The sequence below is a fragment of the Proteus sp. FME41 genome, assembly GCF_014897315.1.
In the GTDB taxonomy this organism is placed as follows: domain Bacteria; phylum Pseudomonadota; class Gammaproteobacteria; order Enterobacterales; family Enterobacteriaceae; genus Proteus.
Genome location: NZ_JABUYL010000014.1, coordinates 86300 through 104110, shown reverse-complemented (window position 1 = coordinate 104110; position 17811 = coordinate 86300). Strand labels below are relative to the sequence as shown.

Below are 17811 nucleotides of genomic sequence, written 5' to 3'. Positions count from 1 at the left end.
GTTAATTTCTTCGACTTAATCATATGAATAACAATATTGGGAGAGCCCAAATGGCTATTGATCTTAGCAATCTGGTAACTGAAAGTAGGAATAATGACAGCGAGAATATCGATACGCTTTCAACGTTGGATATGCTAAGTGTCATCAACAACGAAGATAAAAAAGTGCCATTCGCAATAGAAAAAGTGCTACCTGAAATTGCTCAATTAGTTGATAAAGTTGCAATTGCTTTTTCTCAAGGTGGTCGCCTTATTTATTGTGGTGCGGGCACTTCAGGACGATTAGGGATTTTAGATGCCAGTGAATGCCCACCAACCTACGGTACACCTCATGAAATGGTAATTGGATTAATTGCGGGTGGACATAAGGCTATTTTACAAGCTGTCGAGAATGCAGAAGACAATATCCAATTAGGTGAACAAGATTTACGCCAACTTACTTTTAATGAGCAAGATATCTTAGTGGGTATTGCGGCAAGTGGTAGAACGCCTTATGTGATGGGCGCTTTACAGTATGCAAAATCACTCGGGGCGATAACGAGCGCAATTAGCTGTAATCCTGAAAGCCCGATTGCCAAACTTGCCGATATTGCTATTACACCCATTGTGGGTGCTGAAGTGATAACCGGATCATCACGTATGAAAGCGGGTACAGCACAAAAACTTATCTTAAATATGATAACCACAAGTGCGATGATAAAGATTGGCAAGGTATTTGGTAATTTAATGGTGGATGTTGAAGCGACCAATGCCAAATTGGTTGAACGCCAAATTCGGATTGTAATGCAAGCAACGGAGTGTGAAAGAACTATCGCTGAAGCCGCATTATCGCAATGTCATCGTCACTGTAAAACGGCAATTTTAATGATCCTCGCAAACGTAGATGCACAACAAGCCTCACAGATGTTGAATAAAAATAGAGGGTTTATTAGAAAGGCGTTGGATGAGTGAGTAAATAGTTTTAATTTTTATCACTTAATTTTCTTAGGTATTGCGCTAACTGTTGGCTATTTTTAGCGCCTATGGCTGCGTCAACGGTTAAATTTTCTAATGCATCATCAACATCTATTATTTTTATGCCATTGCGATAAAGAAAAACCATAGTGACAAAAAATGCAGTTTGTTTATTACCATCATTAAAAATATAGCCTCGAGAAATGGCGACCCAATAGGTTGCAGCTAGCTCATAAATATCTGTTATTCTTTCATATGCACTTACCCAGTTCATCGGTTTGTTAATGCTTTTTTGTATGGTCATGACGTTGCATGATGATATCAAATTCAGTATCTAGCTTTGCATTTTGGTAAGCTTCACATTCAGCCTTGCTGATAACGATGGCAGAACTACCATCTCTACGTGTTATTTCAACGGGTTCATCATGAATGGCAGTATCTAGAACTTCAGAAATATGTGCTCGAGCTTGAGTAGAGGCATAAGTATGCATAATATTTTCTCACTTATTTAATGTACATTTAAAGTGTACATATTAACTGTGTAAATTTTAATCTACAAAATAAAACGAGAAATTCTTTATAATAAAAAGCCAGCAAATACAAGGTATCTACTGGCTTAATGGTGGGCTGTAAACCGCTAAGAAATCTTACTCAATATTTTGGATCTGCTCGCGCATTTGTTCAATTAACACTTTTAATTCAATGGCTGAATTGGTGACATCGGTATTAATTGATTTAGAGGCCAGTGTGTTAGATTCGCGATTAAATTCTTGCATCATAAAATCAAGACGGCGACCGACGGCTTCTTTTTTAACGAGGATTTTGCGTGTTTCTTTAACGTGAGCTTCTAATCTATCGAGCTCTTCAGCAACATCTAAGCGTTGCGCTAACATCACTAGTTCTTGTTCTAAACGATTATTATCAATTTGAACTTGAGCTTCTTCTAATTTGCTGGTTAAGCGCTCACGTTGCCAAAGTAAGATTTCTGGCATTTGGGTTTTTACTTTAATCACTTCTTCGCTTACCGCATCTAAACGCTGTTCGATAAGTGCTTTCAGTGATTCCCCCTCGGCTTCACGGCTTGCGATAAAGGCATCGATCGCTAAATCTAATTCAGCTAGAAGCTCTGTACCAATCGCATCTAAATCTTGCTCTTGTGCTGAAATAACACCCGGCCAACGTAAAATATCAAAAGGGCTGATAGTGCCTTCATGGCTGTGACTTTTTACCCAATTGGCAGAAACAATCAGTTGTTTGGCTAGATTCTCATCAAGGTTAAGTTCACCCTGAAAGCGAGCATTAAGATCAAAGCGTAAGTTACATTCAATTTTACCGCGAGTTAAGCGATTACGTAAGCGCTCACGAATAACAGGCTCTAAACTACGTAATTGCTCAGGTAAACGAATATAAGTTTCAAGGTAACGTTGGTTTACGGAACGCAGTTCCCATGCAGCGCTACCCCAGTCTTTTTTGATGTCTCGACGAGCAAAAGCGGTCATGCTACGGATCATAATAGGGTCTCAATAGTGTAAAAGATGATAGGATTATAACCTTAGGCATCGATACAGGATAGGCATAAGCCGTTTTAGGTCGTATAATGCGCCCCCAATATGTCAGAGAAAGTGGAGATAACACTATGCGTCCAGCAGACAGACAAGCAAACCAAGTACGTCCTATTACTATTACTCGCCATTATACAAAACATGCCGAAGGTTCTGTATTAGTCGAATTTGGTGATACTAAAGTCTTGTGTAATGCCACTGTAGAAGACGGTGTACCTCGTTTTCTTAAAGGACAAGGGCAAGGATGGGTGACCGCTGAATATGGCATGCTACCTCGTGCAACCAATAGCCGTAATGCTCGTGAAGCGGCTCGTGGTAAACAAACTGGTCGCACGATGGAGATTCAACGCTTAATTGCGCGCTCATTACGTGCTGCTGTTGATTTAAAAGCATTGGGTGAATTTACCATCACCGTAGACTGTGATGTTATCCAAGCCGATGGTGGTACGCGTACAGCTTCTATCTCTGGTGCTTGTGTGGCATTAGTTGATGCTTTAAATAAAATGGTTGCAGAAGGCAAACTGAAAAAAAGCCCACTTAAATCGATGGTCGCTGCAGTCTCTGTGGGTATTGTTAATGGTGAACCATTATGTGACCTTGAATACGTTGAAGATTCAGCAGCAGAAACTGACATGAATGTTGTCATGATTGATGATGGTCGTATGATTGAAGTTCAAGGTACGGCAGAGGGTGAACCCTTTAGTCACGAAGAGTTATTATCATTACTCGCTCTCGCAAGAGGGGGGTTAGAGAAAATATTCGAAGCGCAAAATGAGGCGCTTAAGCAATAGATTTCATAAAAAAGGCGACTGAGAAGTCGCCTTTTTTATGCCTAAAATTTGTCATCAAGTCACGTCGAGAGGAGAACAAAATGAAAGCCTACCAACGCCGCTTTATCGAACTAGCATTAGCAAAAAATGTCCTGAAATTTGGTGAGTTTACGCTGAAATCAGGAAGGGTGAGTCCTTACTTTTTTAATGCCGGTTTATTTAATACAGGGCGTGATTTGGCTTTATTGGGGCAGTTTTACGCACAAACATTATTAGATAATAATGTGTCTTGTGATGTGTTGTTTGGACCCGCTTATAAAGGTATACCCATTGCAACCACAACGGCAGTAGCATTAGTTGAACATCATGATATTGATATTCCTTACTGCTTTAATCGTAAGGAAGCTAAAGATCATGGTGAAGGGGGAACATTAGTCGGGAGTCCACTGAAAGGTAATGTTGTGATTGTTGATGATGTTATCACAGCAGGTACTGCAATTCGTGAATCAATGGAAATTATTAGACAGCATAATGCAAAACTTTCAGCTGTACTGTTGAGCTTAGATAGACAAGAAAAAGGACGTGAATCACTTTCTGCCATACAAGAGTTAAAACGGGATTATCAGTGCCAAGTGTATTCAATTATTACCTTAGATGACTTAATCAGTTACTTAAGTGAAAGTGAGACGTTATCAGAGCATTTACCTGCAGTTAAGGCTTATCGTGAGCGCTATGGCGTCAATTAATAAAGTCAAAAAACGATAAACGAGTCGGTTGATTAGCAAGATAAAAAAAAGCCCTCGCCCAATAATGGGCGGGGTGAGTAGTACAATGAATCTTCTGTGATAATTACCACAGATATTGAAATATAGAAAGGGCTTTTACCGCAGGGGCAAAGTAAGTCACGATGCCACTATGCAGGGATTGCACGAATGCCATTCCCGATAAATATATTTAGATACTTATGTATCAGAGGACGCATGTTAACACAAATAAGAAAAAAACGGCATATCTGTCAATTTCAAATTCTTGAGTTAAATCACGAGTCCATCATTTCATTGTAACTGTGCCAATATTAATGGCCAACGGGCTTCAAATTCTTGAGTCGGTTGGTAGCGAAACTCAGTGCGTACAAAGCGCGCTAGCATACCTTCACAAAAAGCGAGCAGTTGTGAGGCGAGCAAGGCTTCATCATGTAAGAATGCATTACCCTCACGAATTTTACGCTCTTTAATCACTTGTCGGAGCTGAACTTCAATACGCTCATAAAGTTGATTTATTCGCCCTTGCAACCTGTCTTGCTCAAACATCAAAGCATGACCTGTTAAAATACGAGATAGTCCTGGGTTTTTTTCAGCAAAACCGAGGATCAAGATAAGAATTAAACGAATTCTTGCAACAGTTTCCTTCTCATCTTTTAAGATCAAATTAATACGGGAGACTAGACTATCTTCGATAAACTCGATCAAGCTATCAAACATTTTGGTCTTACTTGGAAAGTGTCGATAGAGTGCTGCTTCAGATACACCGACAGTTGCCGCAAGTTTTGCCGTCGTGATACGTTGGCTACCTTCACTTGACTCCAACATTTGAGCAAGTGATTGTAAAATTTCATCCCGTCTATTTCTTTTCTTTTTGGTTTCTTTTTCTTCTGCCATGACTGATAAGGCCCCTGCTAAAAGCAAAACAAATCAGTAAACCTTTGCACTTAAGTTATGAGTGCAAAGGGAGTGATATCGTCATTGATATAATTAATGCAAGACGTCGTTATTATTGACGGCCAGAATGACCAAAACCGCCGCTACCACGTTCCGTTGCGGTAAAATCTTCAACAATATTAAATTCAGCTTGAACAACAGGTACAATCACCATTTGAGCAATACGTTCACCCGGTTCGATAGTAAACGCTTTTTGTCCACGATTCCAAACAGAGACCATCAGTTGACCTTGGTAGTCAGAATCAATCAGTCCAACTAAGTTACCTAATACAACACCGTGTTTATGGCCTAAGCCTGAACGAGGAAGCACCATTGCTGCTAAACCTTCATCGGCAATATGTACAGCGAGACCTGTCGGTAATAATTCAGTTTGCCCCGGTTCAAGTACTAATGGTGCATCAAGGCAAGCACGTAAATCTAAACCAGCAGAGCCTGTTGTGGCATAAGCAGGAAGTGGATATTCTTGACCAATACGAGCATCAAGAATTTTAACATCAATTTTTTTCATCATAGTGTTTGGCTATCTCGTCAAGTAGGCGATGGCTAAGTTGTGCTTTACTACTGTGTGGTAAACGCGTTTCTCCATTAGCCCAAATAAGGTGTAATGCATTATTGTCACTGTTAAAGCCTTGATTTTCTAATGAAACATCATTGGCACAGATTAAATCGAGTTGTTTCTGTTCTCGTTTTTTGCGGGCATATTCTTCCACATTCTGGGTTTCGGCTGCAAATCCAACAACAAAAGGACGGTGCTCAATCATTTTTCCGACACTGGCAACAATGTCGGGGTTTTTTACCATAGTGAGGGTGACTTCATCACCTTGTTTTTTTATTTTTTCAGCCGCAATAAGTTTAGCGCGATAATCGGCAACGGCTGCACAGCCAATAAAAATATCTTGTGAAGGTGCGAGAGTCATCACTTGTTCATACATTTCTTGCGCACTTTCTACATCAATACGTTTAACACAAGCGGGTGTCGGTAATGTGACAGGGCCAGCAATTAGGGTAACATCTGCCCCTCGTTGTGCGGCGGCTTGTGCAATTGCAAAGCCCATTTTTCCAGAGCTATGATTACTGATAAAACGCACTGGATCTAGGGCTTCACGAGTAGGTCCTGCGGTGATCGTAATCTTTTTACCGGTAAAGTCTTGTGGTTGTAAGGCAAGCTGTTTTTCAGTCAATGCTACCAGTTCTAACGGGTCTAGCATTCGGCCTGGGCCCACATCACCACACGCTTGACTACCTGAATCAGGTCCCCAAATTAAACTCCCACGTTGTTCTAAAGCGGATAAATTCTCTTGTGTAATAGCCGCTCGATACATCTGCTGGTTCATTGCAGGTGCAATCGCAATAGGCGCACTACTAGCTAAACAGAGTGTGGTAAGTAAATCATTTGCCATACCCACTCGTAAACGTGCAATAAGATCGGCAGTAGCAGGTGCAAGTAGAATTAAATCAGCCCATTTACCTAATTCAATATGCCCCATAGCGGCTTCTGCTGCTGGATCAAGTAAATCATCCGCAACAGGAAAACCAGAAACAGCTTGTAGTGACAACGGTGTCACAAATGCATGAGCTGCGGGTGTCATTACAACTCGCACAATTGCACCTTTCTCACGTAAGCGGCGTACAAGTTCTGGCGCTTTATAGGCCGCAATACCACCACTAATACCAAGAATAATCTTTTTGTTGTGAAGTGTAGTCATGATGAAATGCCTAAGTACATAAATAATTGTCCGTAATTTTACCACAAGGTAACCCTGAATTCGGAATTCTATGTAACTCAATGTTTTATAGATTAAATTTATGCGGGCTATCTCGCATAAATTTAATCTGTGTCTTTTTCATACAACATAAGCAGTTTATAGTAATTCACCTGTATAAAACAACAGTTGTTTTATGATTAGCATTTAATGATGTGTGATTAAAAAGGTCAATATCAGGGCTAATGTTGTAAATAAAATAGGCCACGACGACGATCTACCTCTATTAAGGAGACCATGGATGGAAAATCAATCAGTTAGTGTACTTTTACCCAGAGAAAAATTACTACTTTATGGCGTTGAATCCCTCTCCGATATTGAGTTACTTGCGCTTTTTTTACGTACAGGAACTTATGAAAAGTCTGTATTAGAGCTTGCCGCATTTTTACTAAAAGAGTGCGGCTCACTGTATCATGTTATTAATGCTGATTATGAAACGTTGGGGCGTTTTAAAGGTGTTGGTGTGGGTAAATTTACTCAGTTGCAAGCAATTAATGAAATGGCACAGCGCTTTGCAACAACACAATTTATGTATAAAAATGTGCTTTCTTCTTCTGAAGAGACAAAATATTATTTACAAAAATTACTGAATTGGCGAGAGCGAGAAGTGTTTGTGGTGCTTTTTCTTGATAATCAAAATCAATTGATTACTTTTGAAGAGATGTTTAAAGGAACGATTAATCGCGTAGAGGTCCATCCTAGAGAAATTGTGCGCCAATCAATAAAAAAGAATGCAACATCGATTATTCTTGCCCATAATCACCCTTCTGGTATTTGCGAACCAAGCCTTGCAGATAAACAAATAACAGAAAAAATTTTTGCGGCCTGTCAGCTAGTGGGTGTAAATGTACTCGATCACCTTGTTATCGGGCATGATAACTGTGTTTCTTTTGCTGAGCGCGGTTGGTTATAGCAAATTTTTTGTAATTATTGTCAATCTTTATTTGTACGGGTCTTGAGCGTTGAGGCCATTGGGCGTATACTACGCCACCTTTGAGGATCTCGGGTTTGGCGAGAAGAGCCTATCTCAGCAAATTTTTTCTGGGGTGTTTACACAGTTTTTCAATCGTTAAAAGTTGCTGAGATAGGCTCCAAAGCCTGACGAGGCGGTCAAACCTGATATTAAAGCTCGAGCTGATTAGATTTTTGGAGAATAGACATGTCCCGAGTCTGCCAAGTTACCGGCAAGCGTCCTGTGAGCGGAAACAATCGCTCTCACGCATTAAACGCGACTAAACGCCGTTTTCTGCCAAACCTGCACTCTCACCGTTTCTGGGTTGAGTCTGAGAAACGTTTCGTAACTCTGCGTGTATCTGCTAAAGGTATGCGTGTGATTGATAAGAAAGGGATCGAATCTGTATTAACAGATTTACGTGCCCGTGGTGAGAAGTTCTAAGGAGCTGAAAAATGGCTAAAGGTATTCGCGAGAAAATTAAACTCGTCTCTTCTGCTGGTACAGGTCACTTCTATACCACTACGAAGAACAAACGCACTATGCCAGAAAAACTGGAAATGAAAAAATTCGATCCAGTTGTTCGTCAACATGTGCTTTATAAAGAAGCTAAAATTAAATAATTTTAGCTTTCTTAAAAAACCCGACCTTTGTGTCGGGTTTTTTGTTATCTAAAGCCTGCTAAGTATAACAAAGTAAAGCTATTGTGATCTTAGCTTACTCTTTGGCTATACTATGGCTCCTTTGAATCATCAGGTGAATGGATTGCGGATGAGTAAGTCAGTTTTATCAATATTACATACAGAATCATCTTGTGGATGGGGTGGTCAGGAAATTCGTATACTGACTGAGGCTCAAGGTATGATCCGCAGAGGGCACCGAGTTGTACTTGTGTGTTGCCCCACATCCAAAATTGCTAAGGCAGCACCTGATTATGGTATTGAGGTTGTTACATTACCGATTGAAAAAAAGCGCGCCTCAGCATTAAAAGCGCTTCGCCAATGGCTAAAGTCATACGGTCATCAATTTGATGTTATCAATACCCACAGTTCTACTGATGCATGGTTAGTGGCTGTTTCTTGCGCCACATTACGGCATTCGCCCGTTGTGGTTCGTACTCGGCATGTTTCTACGGATGTTTCGCGTTCATTACCCACTCGTTGGCTTTACCTTTCGTCTAGCGCCCATATTGTGACAACGGGTGAAAAATTACGCCACACACTGCATCAATATAATCGATTTCCGTTAGAAAAAATGACCTCAGTGCCGACTGGGATTGATTTACAACGTTTCTTTCCTCAGGATAAACAGCATGCCAGAGAGAAAATAGGTATCCCTAATAAGCCAACATTAGGGATTGTGGCAACTATGCGAGTGTGGAAAGGACATAAATATTTAGTCGAAGCATGGAAATCGTTACACCAGCAGTTTCCTGATTGGCAATTAATTTTTGTTGGTGATGGACCACAACGTAAAAATTTAGAACCCATGGTTAAAGAAGCGGGATTAACGCAGAGTATTTTCTTTTTAGGTAATCGTAATGATGTACCTGATTGTTTAAATGCAATGGATTTATTTGCATTACCGTCTTTTGGTAATGAGGGGGTACCGCAAGGAATTATGCAGGCAATGGCATGTGGTTTGCCTGTGGTTTCTACAACGGTGGGTGCCATTAGTGAAGCCGTGATTGATGGTAAAACGGGTTTTACCTTAGCACCACAGGTACAAGAGACACTAACAAGTTACCTTGCTAAATTAATGAAGTCAGAAATATTACGTGAACAAATGGGCAACGCGGCACTTGAACATGCTGTTTCCTATTTTGGCTTGAATAATATGTTGGATAAGATGGAAAAGATATTTATTCAAGCAATCAATGACAAAAATAAATCAGTATGATTAATGTTGATAATAAAGTCGTGAAACGATTATCCCTATTATCAACGGAGTGTATTCATCCTATTGATGAATATTTGTAATACTTTTTAGTGTATAGTCTGAGAAGTAAATGTATCATTTAAGCCAAATAAAAAGCATATGGATCCAAACAATATATTGGTTATAGCGATAGCGCGTTTCGGTGATACATTACTGATCACGCCAGTTATCTGTGCATTAAAAAAACGTTGGCCTAAGGCAAATATTCATGTGCTTGCACATAAGCGTAGTGCATGCATTCTTGAGCACAATCCCGATATTGATCGTATTAGCCTTTTTTCTAAAAAAAGAGCTATTTGGTCTGGTTGGTTGCCCAATAAACCTTATGATTTGGCGTTAGTGTACGGTAATGATAGCGAACTAGTGAGTTATGCACGGCGTCAATCTCGGCATACCGTTGCTTTTGCTGATAAATCGCAACAGCAAGGTGATATAACATGGGTAGCGCGCCCAAATGTGCCTATGGTGGCACAAAAAGAACGTGCTTTATTAATTAATGCATTAAAGATTAATCCGAGTTGTTGGCAGTTACGTTACTTTGTCAGTGATGAGGAAGCAATCTTCGCACAACAATTTTTAAAAGATAATTCATTAATTAATAAGAATATTATTGGTTTTCAGTTACAAAGCTTTCCCGCTAAAGCCTATAGAGATTGGCCTGTGGAGAACTTTTTGCAATTAGCAAAGCAGATTATTTCCCATGACGAACATGCTTATTTTTTGCTATTAGGGGGTAAGGAAAGCGAACAATTATCACTTGATTTAGCTAAAAAAATCGGTGAAGCGCGTTGCTTAGCTTTAGCGGGGCGTGTTTCGATGCGCCAAAATGCCGCAATTATGGCAAATTTATCGCTTTATGTGGGGGTGGATACCGGGCCAACACATTTAGCAGGCGCTTTAGATATTCCGATGGTGGCGTTATACCATAGCTACCATCCAGGATGTTATTTGGCACCATTACAACATTCTTGTTGTCAAGTGATCCAACATCCAACGCCGTTAGAAATGGCTCATCGTGAAGACAATATGGCTGAGATATCAGTCGAAGACGTGTGGAATGCAGTGCGTAATATTATTAACGAAATGAAGGTGAAAAAGTAATCCATGAAGATCGGCATAATTGATGTCACAATCACCATGTCTTATGGCGGGATCCAAACTGCGGTTTGGGAGCTGGCTAAGCAATTGCATGATGCCGGACATGAAATTCATCTTTATGGTGGCAATGGCGATATTCGACATGATTTAGGCGGACGCCAAATACAAATTCACACTTACCCTTATACACCAAGAGATAACGTGATTGATCTTGGTGGTCGCTTTCGTCGCATTGTTGAACGCTACACGTTTGCTCGTCATGCCAAAAAAGAGGTGATTAGCCAACATTTTGATTGGGTGATTTTAACCAAGCCTTTTGACTTTTTTTGGCCTTCTATGATGCCTAAATCCTCTTCAACACGTTTTTGTTATATGAGTGGGGGAACCAGTTTTTTTAAAGGTGATCGCCGATTAGGTAAACAGATTTCAGCATGGGTCGCGTGCAGTCATTTTAACGCTTGGCAAATCCAACATCATTTTAAACAGTTTCCAAGTGTGATTTATAATGGTGTGGATATTGAAAAATTTAAGCCAATGGTTACCTCGTTGCGTGAGCAATTAGGAATAGGTGAGTCTACTTTTCTACTCTCATTTGCTGGGCGATTAGTCGGTTGGAAAGGCTTAAGTGTCGCAATCGATGCCATCGAGCAGTTAAAAGGTGAAGATATTAAACTCTTGATTATCGGTGCGGGTGATGATCTTGAACGATTAAAAAAGAAAGCTATTGCTAAAGGCATTGCAGAACAAGTTATTTTTCATCAACCCGTTGAACATACTATCTTACCTGAGTTTTATGCAGCCAGTGATGCGGGGATTTTCCCGAGTACAGGCGATGAAGCCTTCGGTATTACGATTGCAGAAGCGATGGCGTGTGCGAAACCCGTCATTGCGAGCCATATCGGGGGTATTCCTGAAGTGGTCGGTAATGAAGGCACCGCTGGGCTTCTAGTCGCACCAGGTAGTGCCGATGAAATTGTGATGGCGATTAATCATCTTCGTGAATTACCAGACCGAGGTAAAAGTATGGGTGAGCAGGCTCGTTTACGCATAGAATCACGTTATACTTGGCAACATTCAGCACAACGTTTATTACAGGCATTGGCGTTATCATAATGAAAATCGCCTATCTTGATCCTTATCCGGTTCCTGATTTACGTGTTGCTTCATTGCAGATACTGCAAAATGTTGATGCATTTGCTCGAATGGGCGCTCAAGTGACATTGGTCACGCCGAAAGGACAATATCGAGATAGCGATATATTAGGTCGTTTAATTCATTCTAATGCCAGCTTAGTTTCTCTAAGAGATATTCGGCGTAAATGGTATTTTCCGTTTAATTCACAAAAGCTTTTCTCATTACAGATAGCTCGCTGGGTAAAGCAAAATAACGTTGATGCATTGTTTACCCGTAATTTAAAACTAGCGTGTTACCTTTGTGAGAATTATCCAGAAATTCCTCTCTTTTTTGAGAGTCATGAAATTTTCGCTCAATCTTTTGCAGAATCTCATTCATTTGAGAAAAAAAAGAATCGCGCAAAATACCATAAGCTATTAAAAATGGAGAAGTTAGTTTACAGTCGAGCGACGGGTATTTTTGTTCTTACTTCATTATTAAGAGATGATATTGTTTCGCAGTATCAAGTTATTACGCCAATAACAGTAGCTCCAGATGGTGTTGATTTACACGCTGTGGCTGATTGCCAGGTTACCCCCCCTTTATTAGAAAAAAGCTTCACTGAGGTTTTGTATTTAGGGAGTTTGCATAAATGGAAGGGTATTCCGACCATGATGCGAGCAATGAAATACCTCGATAATGCAAGGCTGAATATCGCAGGAGGAACGCCTGAACAGATTGAAGGGTTGACCTTATTAGCGCAAGAAATGGATGTAAAAGATAAAGTAAATTTCTTGGGGTTTATTGACCCGAAAAAACGCTTTGAAGCGATTGATCAGCATGATATCTGTGTACTTCCCCTTACATTAACCAGCATTGGCAGTCGTTACACTTCGCCACTCAAGTTATTTGAATATATGGCGATGGAAAAGCCGGTAGTGATTTCAGATTTTCCATCAATCCGCGATGTTGTGGATGAGAAAGCGGTAAGTTTTGCAGACAGCGGCGATGCGCAGAGTTTTGCTAAACAGATAGTGCAACTAAGAGAAAACCCGCAGCGAGCTAAAGAAAAAACAGCCCATGCCCGCTCCCTGGTTGAAAACTATTACAACTGGGATAAGCGGGCTGAGACGATATTAAAAACAATAGAGAAGTTAATTAAGTAATTTATTATTATTTATCTGATGGCGTGACTGACTGATGATTTAGGAGTGAGTGGCGTAATGCCAACATTAATCCCACCAAAATACCCACCTGATTGATATACGCATTTTCAAATAAGCCTCGCAGTACATAGACTCCTAAAAAAGACATCAGTAATACAAGAGCGGCTTGACGAATAATCCCTGAGTTTTTTCTTATTAGCTGGATACCTTGGGCAATCATCGAAGAGCAGAAATAGAGAATACCCAATAGCCCTAATATACCGCCTGCAAACCAAAAGGCTAAAAAGATATTATGGGGGCCTATGGATTTTTTAAAAATCCAATTTTTATGGTCTTTAATACGTTCATTATAAACGTTATGGTAGAGCTGATTACCATAACCATAGCCTTTAATCGGGTGTTCTAAAATAAGATCTAACGCTGCGCCTTGAGTGCCGTTATTAAATCGATTTCCACTAGTTGTTTGTGTTAATTTAAAGTAGAGTTTTTCACTAAAAAAATGATTTTTTGGTGTTTTCATTATACTTATGAATAAGATAATGCATAAGAAAAAAACGATTGTTAGTAACAATTTTTGCTTATTAATAATTAAAATTAATAATATGCTGATTGTTAATGCTACCCATGCACCACGAGCTAACGTTCCTAACATTATAAAAATAAAAGATAAACTAATAATAATTAACAATAGCCAATTGATAATAGAATTTCTTTTTTTTATTGACCATAACGCTAATACAATAGGAAAAAAGAAGAGAAGGGCATAGGATATTTCTCTATGTTGGTTATGACTCTTATTACTAAATAAAAAAATACCTCTCTGATATTCTAAATAATACTGAACCAACTCCGTTGTCATAATCACCAGCAATCCAATCGCAAAAGCCACCATTACCATCTTGGCAATATCAGCCGGTTTTTCTTTATACAGTACAATTGGGAAAGTCACGGCAAAAAGCAGTAACCCATTGAGTATCGGCTTATTAATCTCTTTTATACTGATACTGGGCTCGACAGAAATCACGATGGAATAACCAATCACCAACAATAAAAACAGTAGTGAGAATGACAGATTATTTTTAAATATTTTGCAGATAGCCTTAAAATCACGCACCAAATACCACAGTGCGGTTGCACCAATTAATCCCATCATAATATTTTTATAACGGGTGATATCCGGTAAGTAGATCAATATAATGTAAAGCCCAATAATGGATAAATTCCAAAGGGATTTTTTACTATACTCTTTAAACACCATCATAATAATCTGCTATCGTCCTTTCTACTTTTAGGGAAGCTGATCATACAATAAAAATGATATTATCGCTGTATCTCTTATCTGATAATCATGGAGTCACCTGTGCCTGAATTACCGGAAGTTGAAACCAGTCGCCGAGGTATCGAGCCTCATCTTGTGGGTAATGTGTTGCACTATGCCATTGTGCGCAATAGTAAATTACGCTGGCCAGTCTCTGAAAAAATAAAAACGTTACTGGATGAGCCTATTTTAAGTGTAAAGCGTCGTGCTAAGTACCTGCTAATAGAGCTTAATACAGGGTGGATCATTATCCATTTAGGGATGTCAGGAAGTGTGCGTATTTTATTAGAAGAACAACCAGAAGAAAAACACGATCATATCGATTTGATTTTTCGTGATGGTAAAGTACTGCGTTATACCGATCCGCGACGCTTTGGTACGTGGTTATGGTGTGAAGATCTCGCCACTAGTTCAGTCTTAGCCCATTTAGGGCCAGAACCGCTTTCTGATGGGTTTAATGCAGAATATCTGTATCAACACAGTAAAAATAAAAAAACAGCCGTCAAGCCGTGGTTAATGGATAATAAATTAGTTGTTGGTGTCGGCAATATTTATGCTAATGAGGCACTATTTTCATCCGGTATTATGCCTGATAGAAAAGCCAATAGCTTAACGCAAGAAGAGTGTGAGGTTCTTGTTACAGCGATCAAACGGGTATTAACACGCTCCATTGAGCAAGGCGGCACCACATTGAAAGATTTTCTGCAGTCTGATGGTAAGCCCGGTTATTTTGCGCAAGAGCTCTTTGTTTATGGGCGTAAAGACAAACCTTGTTTGATTTGCGGACAACTGATTGAAAGCATTAAACAGGGGCAGCGTAGCACCTTTTTCTGCCGACATTGCCAACACGGTGAAAGTGAAGGCTAAATTTTACCTAATTTTTTTAGCATTGCGGTGGTGACGGCTTCAGGTAAGAACGTAGAGACATCACCGTCATGGCGTGCCACATCTTTAATTAATGATGAAGAGACAAACGAAAGATTTTGAGATGGCAGTAGAAACACACTATCAAGATCAGGTGCAAAGTGACGGTTCATATTCGCCAGTTGCCATTCATATTCAAAGTCAGAAACGCTACGAACACCACGAATTAAAATAGTGGCTTGTTGCTGTTTGGCAAAATTTGCCATTAGCTCACTAAAACCAACGACTTCAACGTTCGGTAAATGGCTCGTTACTTCTCTGGCTAAATCAACACGTTCTTCTAACGTAAACATCGGGTTTTTACGAGCACTATCGGCAATAGCTAATAAAACCGTATCAAACATACCGGCAGCACGGGTTAAAATATCAATATGACCATACGTGATAGGGTCGAATGTTCCGGGATAGATAGCTTTATTTTTCATGATTTACAGCCTTCTGGCTAAGTTCCCATAAAGAGGCGTATTTGTTAAAGGTATACTGTGCGTTAACTAATGCCAATATCAAACCTTGTTTTCCATCTAAAAAACCCATTCTTAACAGCCAAGTTTTAAAAAAGGCACCTAAAGTATGGCTTAAGATTGAGCTATAACGAGTTCTTTTACCTTGCTGATGACGCTCTTTTGCCCATTCAGTGGCATATTTTAGCTGTTTTTGCTGAAATTCCATGAGATCACGACAGGTAAGATGTAAAAGATCACCTTGTAATGTTTTTACTGTTGCTTCCTGCGTTTCTAACGATTCATGAACTAAATTGTTGTTATATTGATAACGTTCACGAGCATATAAACGAGTGACTTTATCGGGATACCAACCACTGTGTTTCATAAATCGCCCCATAAATAAATTACGGCGAGCGCAGTTATACACCACATTATCTTCAGGTTGTTGCAATATCGCGAGGATACTGGCTTTGAGTTCAGGTGTGACACGTTCATCACTATCAATCATAAAAATATAATCGCTGGTAGCATATTGCTGTGCCAGTTGACGTTGCTTACCAAACCCAGGCCACTCACTGTTGACAAAGACTTTTGCCCCTTTCTCTGTCGCAATTCGACAGGTGTTATCTTGGCTACCTGAATCTAACACAATGATTTCATCAGCCCATTGAACCGAGTCTAAGCATTCACCAATGACATCAGCAGCGTTTTTACTGATCATCACCACAGAAAGGCGTTTGCTCTGGCTCATTAGTGACTCCGAGGAGGAAGATAAGGTGAAAGTAGGGAGAGTAAACGTACTAACGCCCCTTGGTTTTCATGAAGTACTTCAACTGCATGACGACCATAGTAACGACGGTAATCTTCATCATTAAGTAAAGAGGCGATCGCGGTTGCCATCGATTCACTGTCTGTGACAGTAATTAGGCCTTCAGCTTGATCGAGTTTGGCACAGATATTTTTAAAATTAAAAGTATGTGGGCCCATAATAACAGGGATAGCATGAGCAGCAGCCTCTAACGGATTATGACCACCACGCTCAACTAAACTCCCCCCAACAAAAGCGAGATCTGCAATACCGTAAAGCAACATCAGTTCACCCATGGTGTCACCAATAACCACTTGCGTCTGTGCATCGGGTACGGTGTCAGTGCTTCGTAAGGTATATTTTAATCCTGCTTCACGTGTGAGTTGTTCTGCTTTAGGAAAACGTTCTGGATGCCGAGGCACTAAAATTAATAGCAGTTGTGGAAATGGTACCAGTAGTTTTTTATGTGTTTCTAAAACAATGCTTTCTTCACCTTCATGGGTGCTTGTTGCAATCCAAACTGGGCGGTGAGCAGCCCATTGGCGACGTAAAGCAACGGCTCTAGCAGCTAATTCTGGGGTGACAGAAATATCAAATTTAAGGCTACCCGTAACGTGTAAATGTGAACGTTTAAGCCCTAATTCGATAAATCGCTCACCATCTTCTTGGTTTTGAGCGGCAATTAAGGTGATTTTTTGAAGCATTGTTTTGACGAAATTGCCTAGTTTTTGGTAACCCGCCGCAGAGCGTTCAGATAAACGTGCATTGGCGATAATCAACGGGATTTTTCGTTGATGTAGTTTTGAAATTAGGTTAGGCCACAATTCTGTTTCCATAATGATAACCAATTTCGGATCGACCGTTTTAAGAAAACGATTAACTGACCCGGGTAAATCATAAGGAAGGTAGACATGGTAAACATCATCACCAAATGCAGAACGAACCCGTTCTGAGCCGGTTGGTGTCATGGTGGTGACCGTTATCGGCAAATCAGGATAGTGATGACGAAGGGCGCGAACAAGTGGCACTGCGGCGAGTGTTTCACCCACAGAGACAGAATGCAATAATATCCCTTGAGGCACGACTTTGCCTTTGCAAAAGCCATAGCGCTCTGCCCACCGTTTGCGGTAGGCGGGTGCTTTACGGCTGCGTAATAAAAGACGCAACCAAATCAGAGGTTGAATAAGGTAAAGAAGTACCTGATATAAACGCAACAACATGCTATCAAATTCACTTATCTGGACGAACGCTTATAGTATCACACTGTGTAGTAGAAAGTGTGTAA

General features: G+C 40.1%; 19 protein-coding genes and 2 pseudogenes. 11 read left to right on the top strand and 10 right to left on the bottom strand.

The genetic code is table 11. From position 1 onward, the window contains the following. The first annotated feature begins 50 nt into the window (after positions 1-50). Positions 51-950: an N-acetylmuramic acid 6-phosphate etherase gene (gene murQ, locus INT04_RS13795; RefSeq protein WP_193016683.1), complete on the top strand. Its 900-nt coding sequence runs from the start codon at positions 51-53 to the stop codon at positions 948-950. 10 nt (positions 951-960) lie between these two features. Here the strand turns inward: murQ and INT04_RS13790 are convergent. The 3 genes and pseudogenes from INT04_RS13790 to INT04_RS13780 all read right to left on the bottom strand — a co-directional run. Continuing rightward, positions 961-1209: pseudogene (locus tag INT04_RS13790) on the bottom strand (type II toxin-antitoxin system death-on-curing family toxin); the annotation flags it as partial. 14 nt (positions 1210-1223) lie between these two features. Continuing rightward, positions 1224-1444: pseudogene (locus tag INT04_RS13785) on the bottom strand (type II toxin-antitoxin system Phd/YefM family antitoxin). Positions 1445-1600: 156 nt separating this feature from the next. Further along, positions 1601-2464, bottom strand: coding sequence for a YicC/YloC family endoribonuclease (locus tag INT04_RS13780; RefSeq protein WP_193016680.1), 864 nt, complete (start codon positions 2462-2464; stop codon positions 1601-1603). A gap of 125 nt (positions 2465-2589) precedes the next feature. Here INT04_RS13780 and rph point away from each other — a divergent pair, with 125 nt between their 5' ends. Then, positions 2590-3306, top strand: a complete 717-nt coding sequence (gene rph, locus INT04_RS13775; protein ID WP_193016697.1) for a ribonuclease PH — start codon at positions 2590-2592, stop codon at positions 3304-3306. A gap of 80 nt (positions 3307-3386) precedes the next feature. Next, positions 3387-4031, top strand: a complete 645-nt coding sequence (pyrE, locus tag INT04_RS13770) for an orotate phosphoribosyltransferase (protein ID WP_193016679.1) — start codon at positions 3387-3389, stop codon at positions 4029-4031. A 309-nt stretch (positions 4032-4340) separates the two neighbouring features. Here pyrE and slmA read toward each other — a convergent pair whose 3' ends face one another. The 3 genes from slmA to coaBC form a co-directional block, all read right to left on the bottom strand. Continuing rightward, a complete protein-coding gene (gene slmA / locus INT04_RS13765; RefSeq protein WP_193016678.1) occupies positions 4341-4943 on the bottom strand; it encodes a nucleoid occlusion factor SlmA in 603 nt (200 codons plus the stop codon). A gap of 112 nt (positions 4944-5055) precedes the next feature. Continuing rightward, on the bottom strand, positions 5056-5514 hold the full coding sequence (gene dut / locus INT04_RS13760; protein ID WP_109409849.1) for a dUTP diphosphatase: 459 nt from the start codon (positions 5512-5514) through the stop codon (positions 5056-5058). Beyond that, positions 5498-6709, bottom strand: coding sequence for a bifunctional phosphopantothenoylcysteine decarboxylase/phosphopantothenate--cysteine ligase CoaBC (gene coaBC / locus INT04_RS13755; RefSeq protein WP_193016677.1), 1212 nt, complete (start codon positions 6707-6709; stop codon positions 5498-5500). The genes dut and coaBC overlap by 17 nt, the downstream gene beginning before the upstream one ends. Positions 6710-7007: 298 nt before the next feature. Here coaBC and radC point away from each other — a divergent pair, with 298 nt between their 5' ends. The 7 genes from radC to INT04_RS13720 all read left to right on the top strand — a co-directional run bounded on the left by radC (position 7008) and on the right by INT04_RS13720 (position 13033). Continuing rightward, entirely contained in the window at positions 7008-7679 is a 672-nt protein-coding gene (radC, locus tag INT04_RS13750) for a RadC family protein (protein WP_193016676.1), read from the top strand. Positions 7680-7925: 246 nt separating this feature from the next. Beyond that, on the top strand, positions 7926-8162 hold the full coding sequence (rpmB, locus tag INT04_RS13745; protein WP_193016675.1) for a 50S ribosomal protein L28: 237 nt from the start codon (positions 7926-7928) through the stop codon (positions 8160-8162). 11 nt (positions 8163-8173) lie between these two features. Beyond that, positions 8174-8341, top strand: a complete 168-nt coding sequence (rpmG, locus tag INT04_RS13740) for a 50S ribosomal protein L33 (RefSeq protein ID WP_006534250.1) — start codon at positions 8174-8176, stop codon at positions 8339-8341. A gap of 148 nt (positions 8342-8489) precedes the next feature. Further along, entirely contained in the window at positions 8490-9617 is a 1128-nt protein-coding gene (locus INT04_RS13735; RefSeq protein WP_193016674.1) for a glycosyltransferase family 4 protein, read from the top strand. A gap of 138 nt (positions 9618-9755) precedes the next feature. Beyond that, complete coding sequence (locus tag INT04_RS13730) at positions 9756-10757, top strand: glycosyltransferase family 9 protein (RefSeq protein ID WP_193016673.1); 1002 nt, start codon at positions 9756-9758, stop codon at positions 10755-10757. Positions 10758-10760: 3 nt separating this feature from the next. Further along, positions 10761-11867 (top strand): glycosyltransferase family 4 protein, encoded by a 1107-nt coding sequence (locus INT04_RS13725; RefSeq protein WP_193016672.1) that lies wholly within the window; start codon positions 10761-10763, stop codon positions 11865-11867. Beyond that, on the top strand, positions 11864-13033 hold the full coding sequence (locus INT04_RS13720; RefSeq protein ID WP_193016696.1) for a glycosyltransferase family 4 protein: 1170 nt from the start codon (positions 11864-11866) through the stop codon (positions 13031-13033). Before INT04_RS13725 ends, INT04_RS13720 begins: the two co-directional genes overlap by 4 nt. A gap of 7 nt (positions 13034-13040) precedes the next feature. Here INT04_RS13720 and rfaL read toward each other — a convergent pair whose 3' ends face one another. Continuing rightward, positions 13041-14294, bottom strand: coding sequence for an O-antigen ligase RfaL (gene rfaL / locus INT04_RS13715; protein WP_193016671.1), 1254 nt, complete (start codon positions 14292-14294; stop codon positions 13041-13043). 99 nt (positions 14295-14393) lie between these two features. Between rfaL and mutM the strand changes: the two genes are divergently transcribed. After that, on the top strand, positions 14394-15218 hold the full coding sequence (gene mutM / locus INT04_RS13710; RefSeq protein ID WP_193016670.1) for a bifunctional DNA-formamidopyrimidine glycosylase/DNA-(apurinic or apyrimidinic site) lyase: 825 nt from the start codon (positions 14394-14396) through the stop codon (positions 15216-15218). Here mutM and coaD read toward each other — a convergent pair. Genes coaD through waaA form a run of 3 tightly spaced genes read right to left on the bottom strand, consistent with a single transcriptional unit; the run spans position 15215 to position 17746 of the window. Then, a complete protein-coding gene (coaD, locus tag INT04_RS13705; RefSeq protein WP_193016669.1) occupies positions 15215-15700 on the bottom strand; it encodes a pantetheine-phosphate adenylyltransferase in 486 nt (161 codons plus the stop codon). The two genes, mutM and coaD, sit on opposite strands and share 4 nt — an antisense overlap. Then, positions 15690-16469, bottom strand: coding sequence for a glycosyltransferase family 2 protein (locus INT04_RS13700; protein ID WP_193016668.1), 780 nt, complete (start codon positions 16467-16469; stop codon positions 15690-15692). The genes coaD and INT04_RS13700 overlap by 11 nt, the downstream gene beginning before the upstream one ends. Continuing rightward, entirely contained in the window at positions 16469-17746 is a 1278-nt protein-coding gene (gene waaA, locus INT04_RS13695) for a lipid IV(A) 3-deoxy-D-manno-octulosonic acid transferase (protein ID WP_193016667.1), read from the bottom strand. Before waaA ends, INT04_RS13700 begins: the two co-directional genes overlap by 1 nt. Between the last annotated feature and the right edge of the window lie 65 nt (positions 17747-17811).

Coding starts and splice junctions, on each gene's coding strand:
- rph (WP_193016697.1), top strand. CDS start 2,590: ATGCGTCCAGCAGACAGACAAGCAAACCAAGTACGTCCTATTACTATT.
- murQ (WP_193016683.1), top strand. CDS start 51: ATGGCTATTGATCTTAGCAATCTGGTAACTGAAAGTAGGAATAATGAC.
- coaD (WP_193016669.1), bottom strand. CDS start 15,700: ATGAAAAATAAAGCTATCTATCCCGGAACATTCGACCCTATCACGTAT.
- INT04_RS13735 (WP_193016674.1), top strand. CDS start 8,490: ATGAGTAAGTCAGTTTTATCAATATTACATACAGAATCATCTTGTGGA.
- slmA (WP_193016678.1), bottom strand. CDS start 4,943: ATGGCAGAAGAAAAAGAAACCAAAAAGAAAAGAAATAGACGGGATGAA.
- dut (WP_109409849.1), bottom strand. CDS start 5,514: ATGATGAAAAAAATTGATGTTAAAATTCTTGATGCTCGTATTGGTCAA.
- rpmG (WP_006534250.1), top strand. CDS start 8,174: ATGGCTAAAGGTATTCGCGAGAAAATTAAACTCGTCTCTTCTGCTGGT.
- INT04_RS13780 (WP_193016680.1), bottom strand. CDS start 2,464: ATGATCCGTAGCATGACCGCTTTTGCTCGTCGAGACATCAAAAAAGAC.
- INT04_RS13700 (WP_193016668.1), bottom strand. CDS start 16,469: ATGAGCCAGAGCAAACGCCTTTCTGTGGTGATGATCAGTAAAAACGCT.
- rfaL (WP_193016671.1), bottom strand. CDS start 14,294: ATGATGGTGTTTAAAGAGTATAGTAAAAAATCCCTTTGGAATTTATCC.
- rpmB (WP_193016675.1), top strand. CDS start 7,926: ATGTCCCGAGTCTGCCAAGTTACCGGCAAGCGTCCTGTGAGCGGAAAC.
- coaBC (WP_193016677.1), bottom strand. CDS start 6,709: ATGACTACACTTCACAACAAAAAGATTATTCTTGGTATTAGTGGTGGT.
- INT04_RS13730 (WP_193016673.1), top strand. CDS start 9,756: ATGGATCCAAACAATATATTGGTTATAGCGATAGCGCGTTTCGGTGAT.
- INT04_RS13725 (WP_193016672.1), top strand. CDS start 10,761: ATGAAGATCGGCATAATTGATGTCACAATCACCATGTCTTATGGCGGG.
- radC (WP_193016676.1), top strand. CDS start 7,008: ATGGAAAATCAATCAGTTAGTGTACTTTTACCCAGAGAAAAATTACTA.
- pyrE (WP_193016679.1), top strand. CDS start 3,387: ATGAAAGCCTACCAACGCCGCTTTATCGAACTAGCATTAGCAAAAAAT.
- waaA (WP_193016667.1), bottom strand. CDS start 17,746: ATGTTGTTGCGTTTATATCAGGTACTTCTTTACCTTATTCAACCTCTG.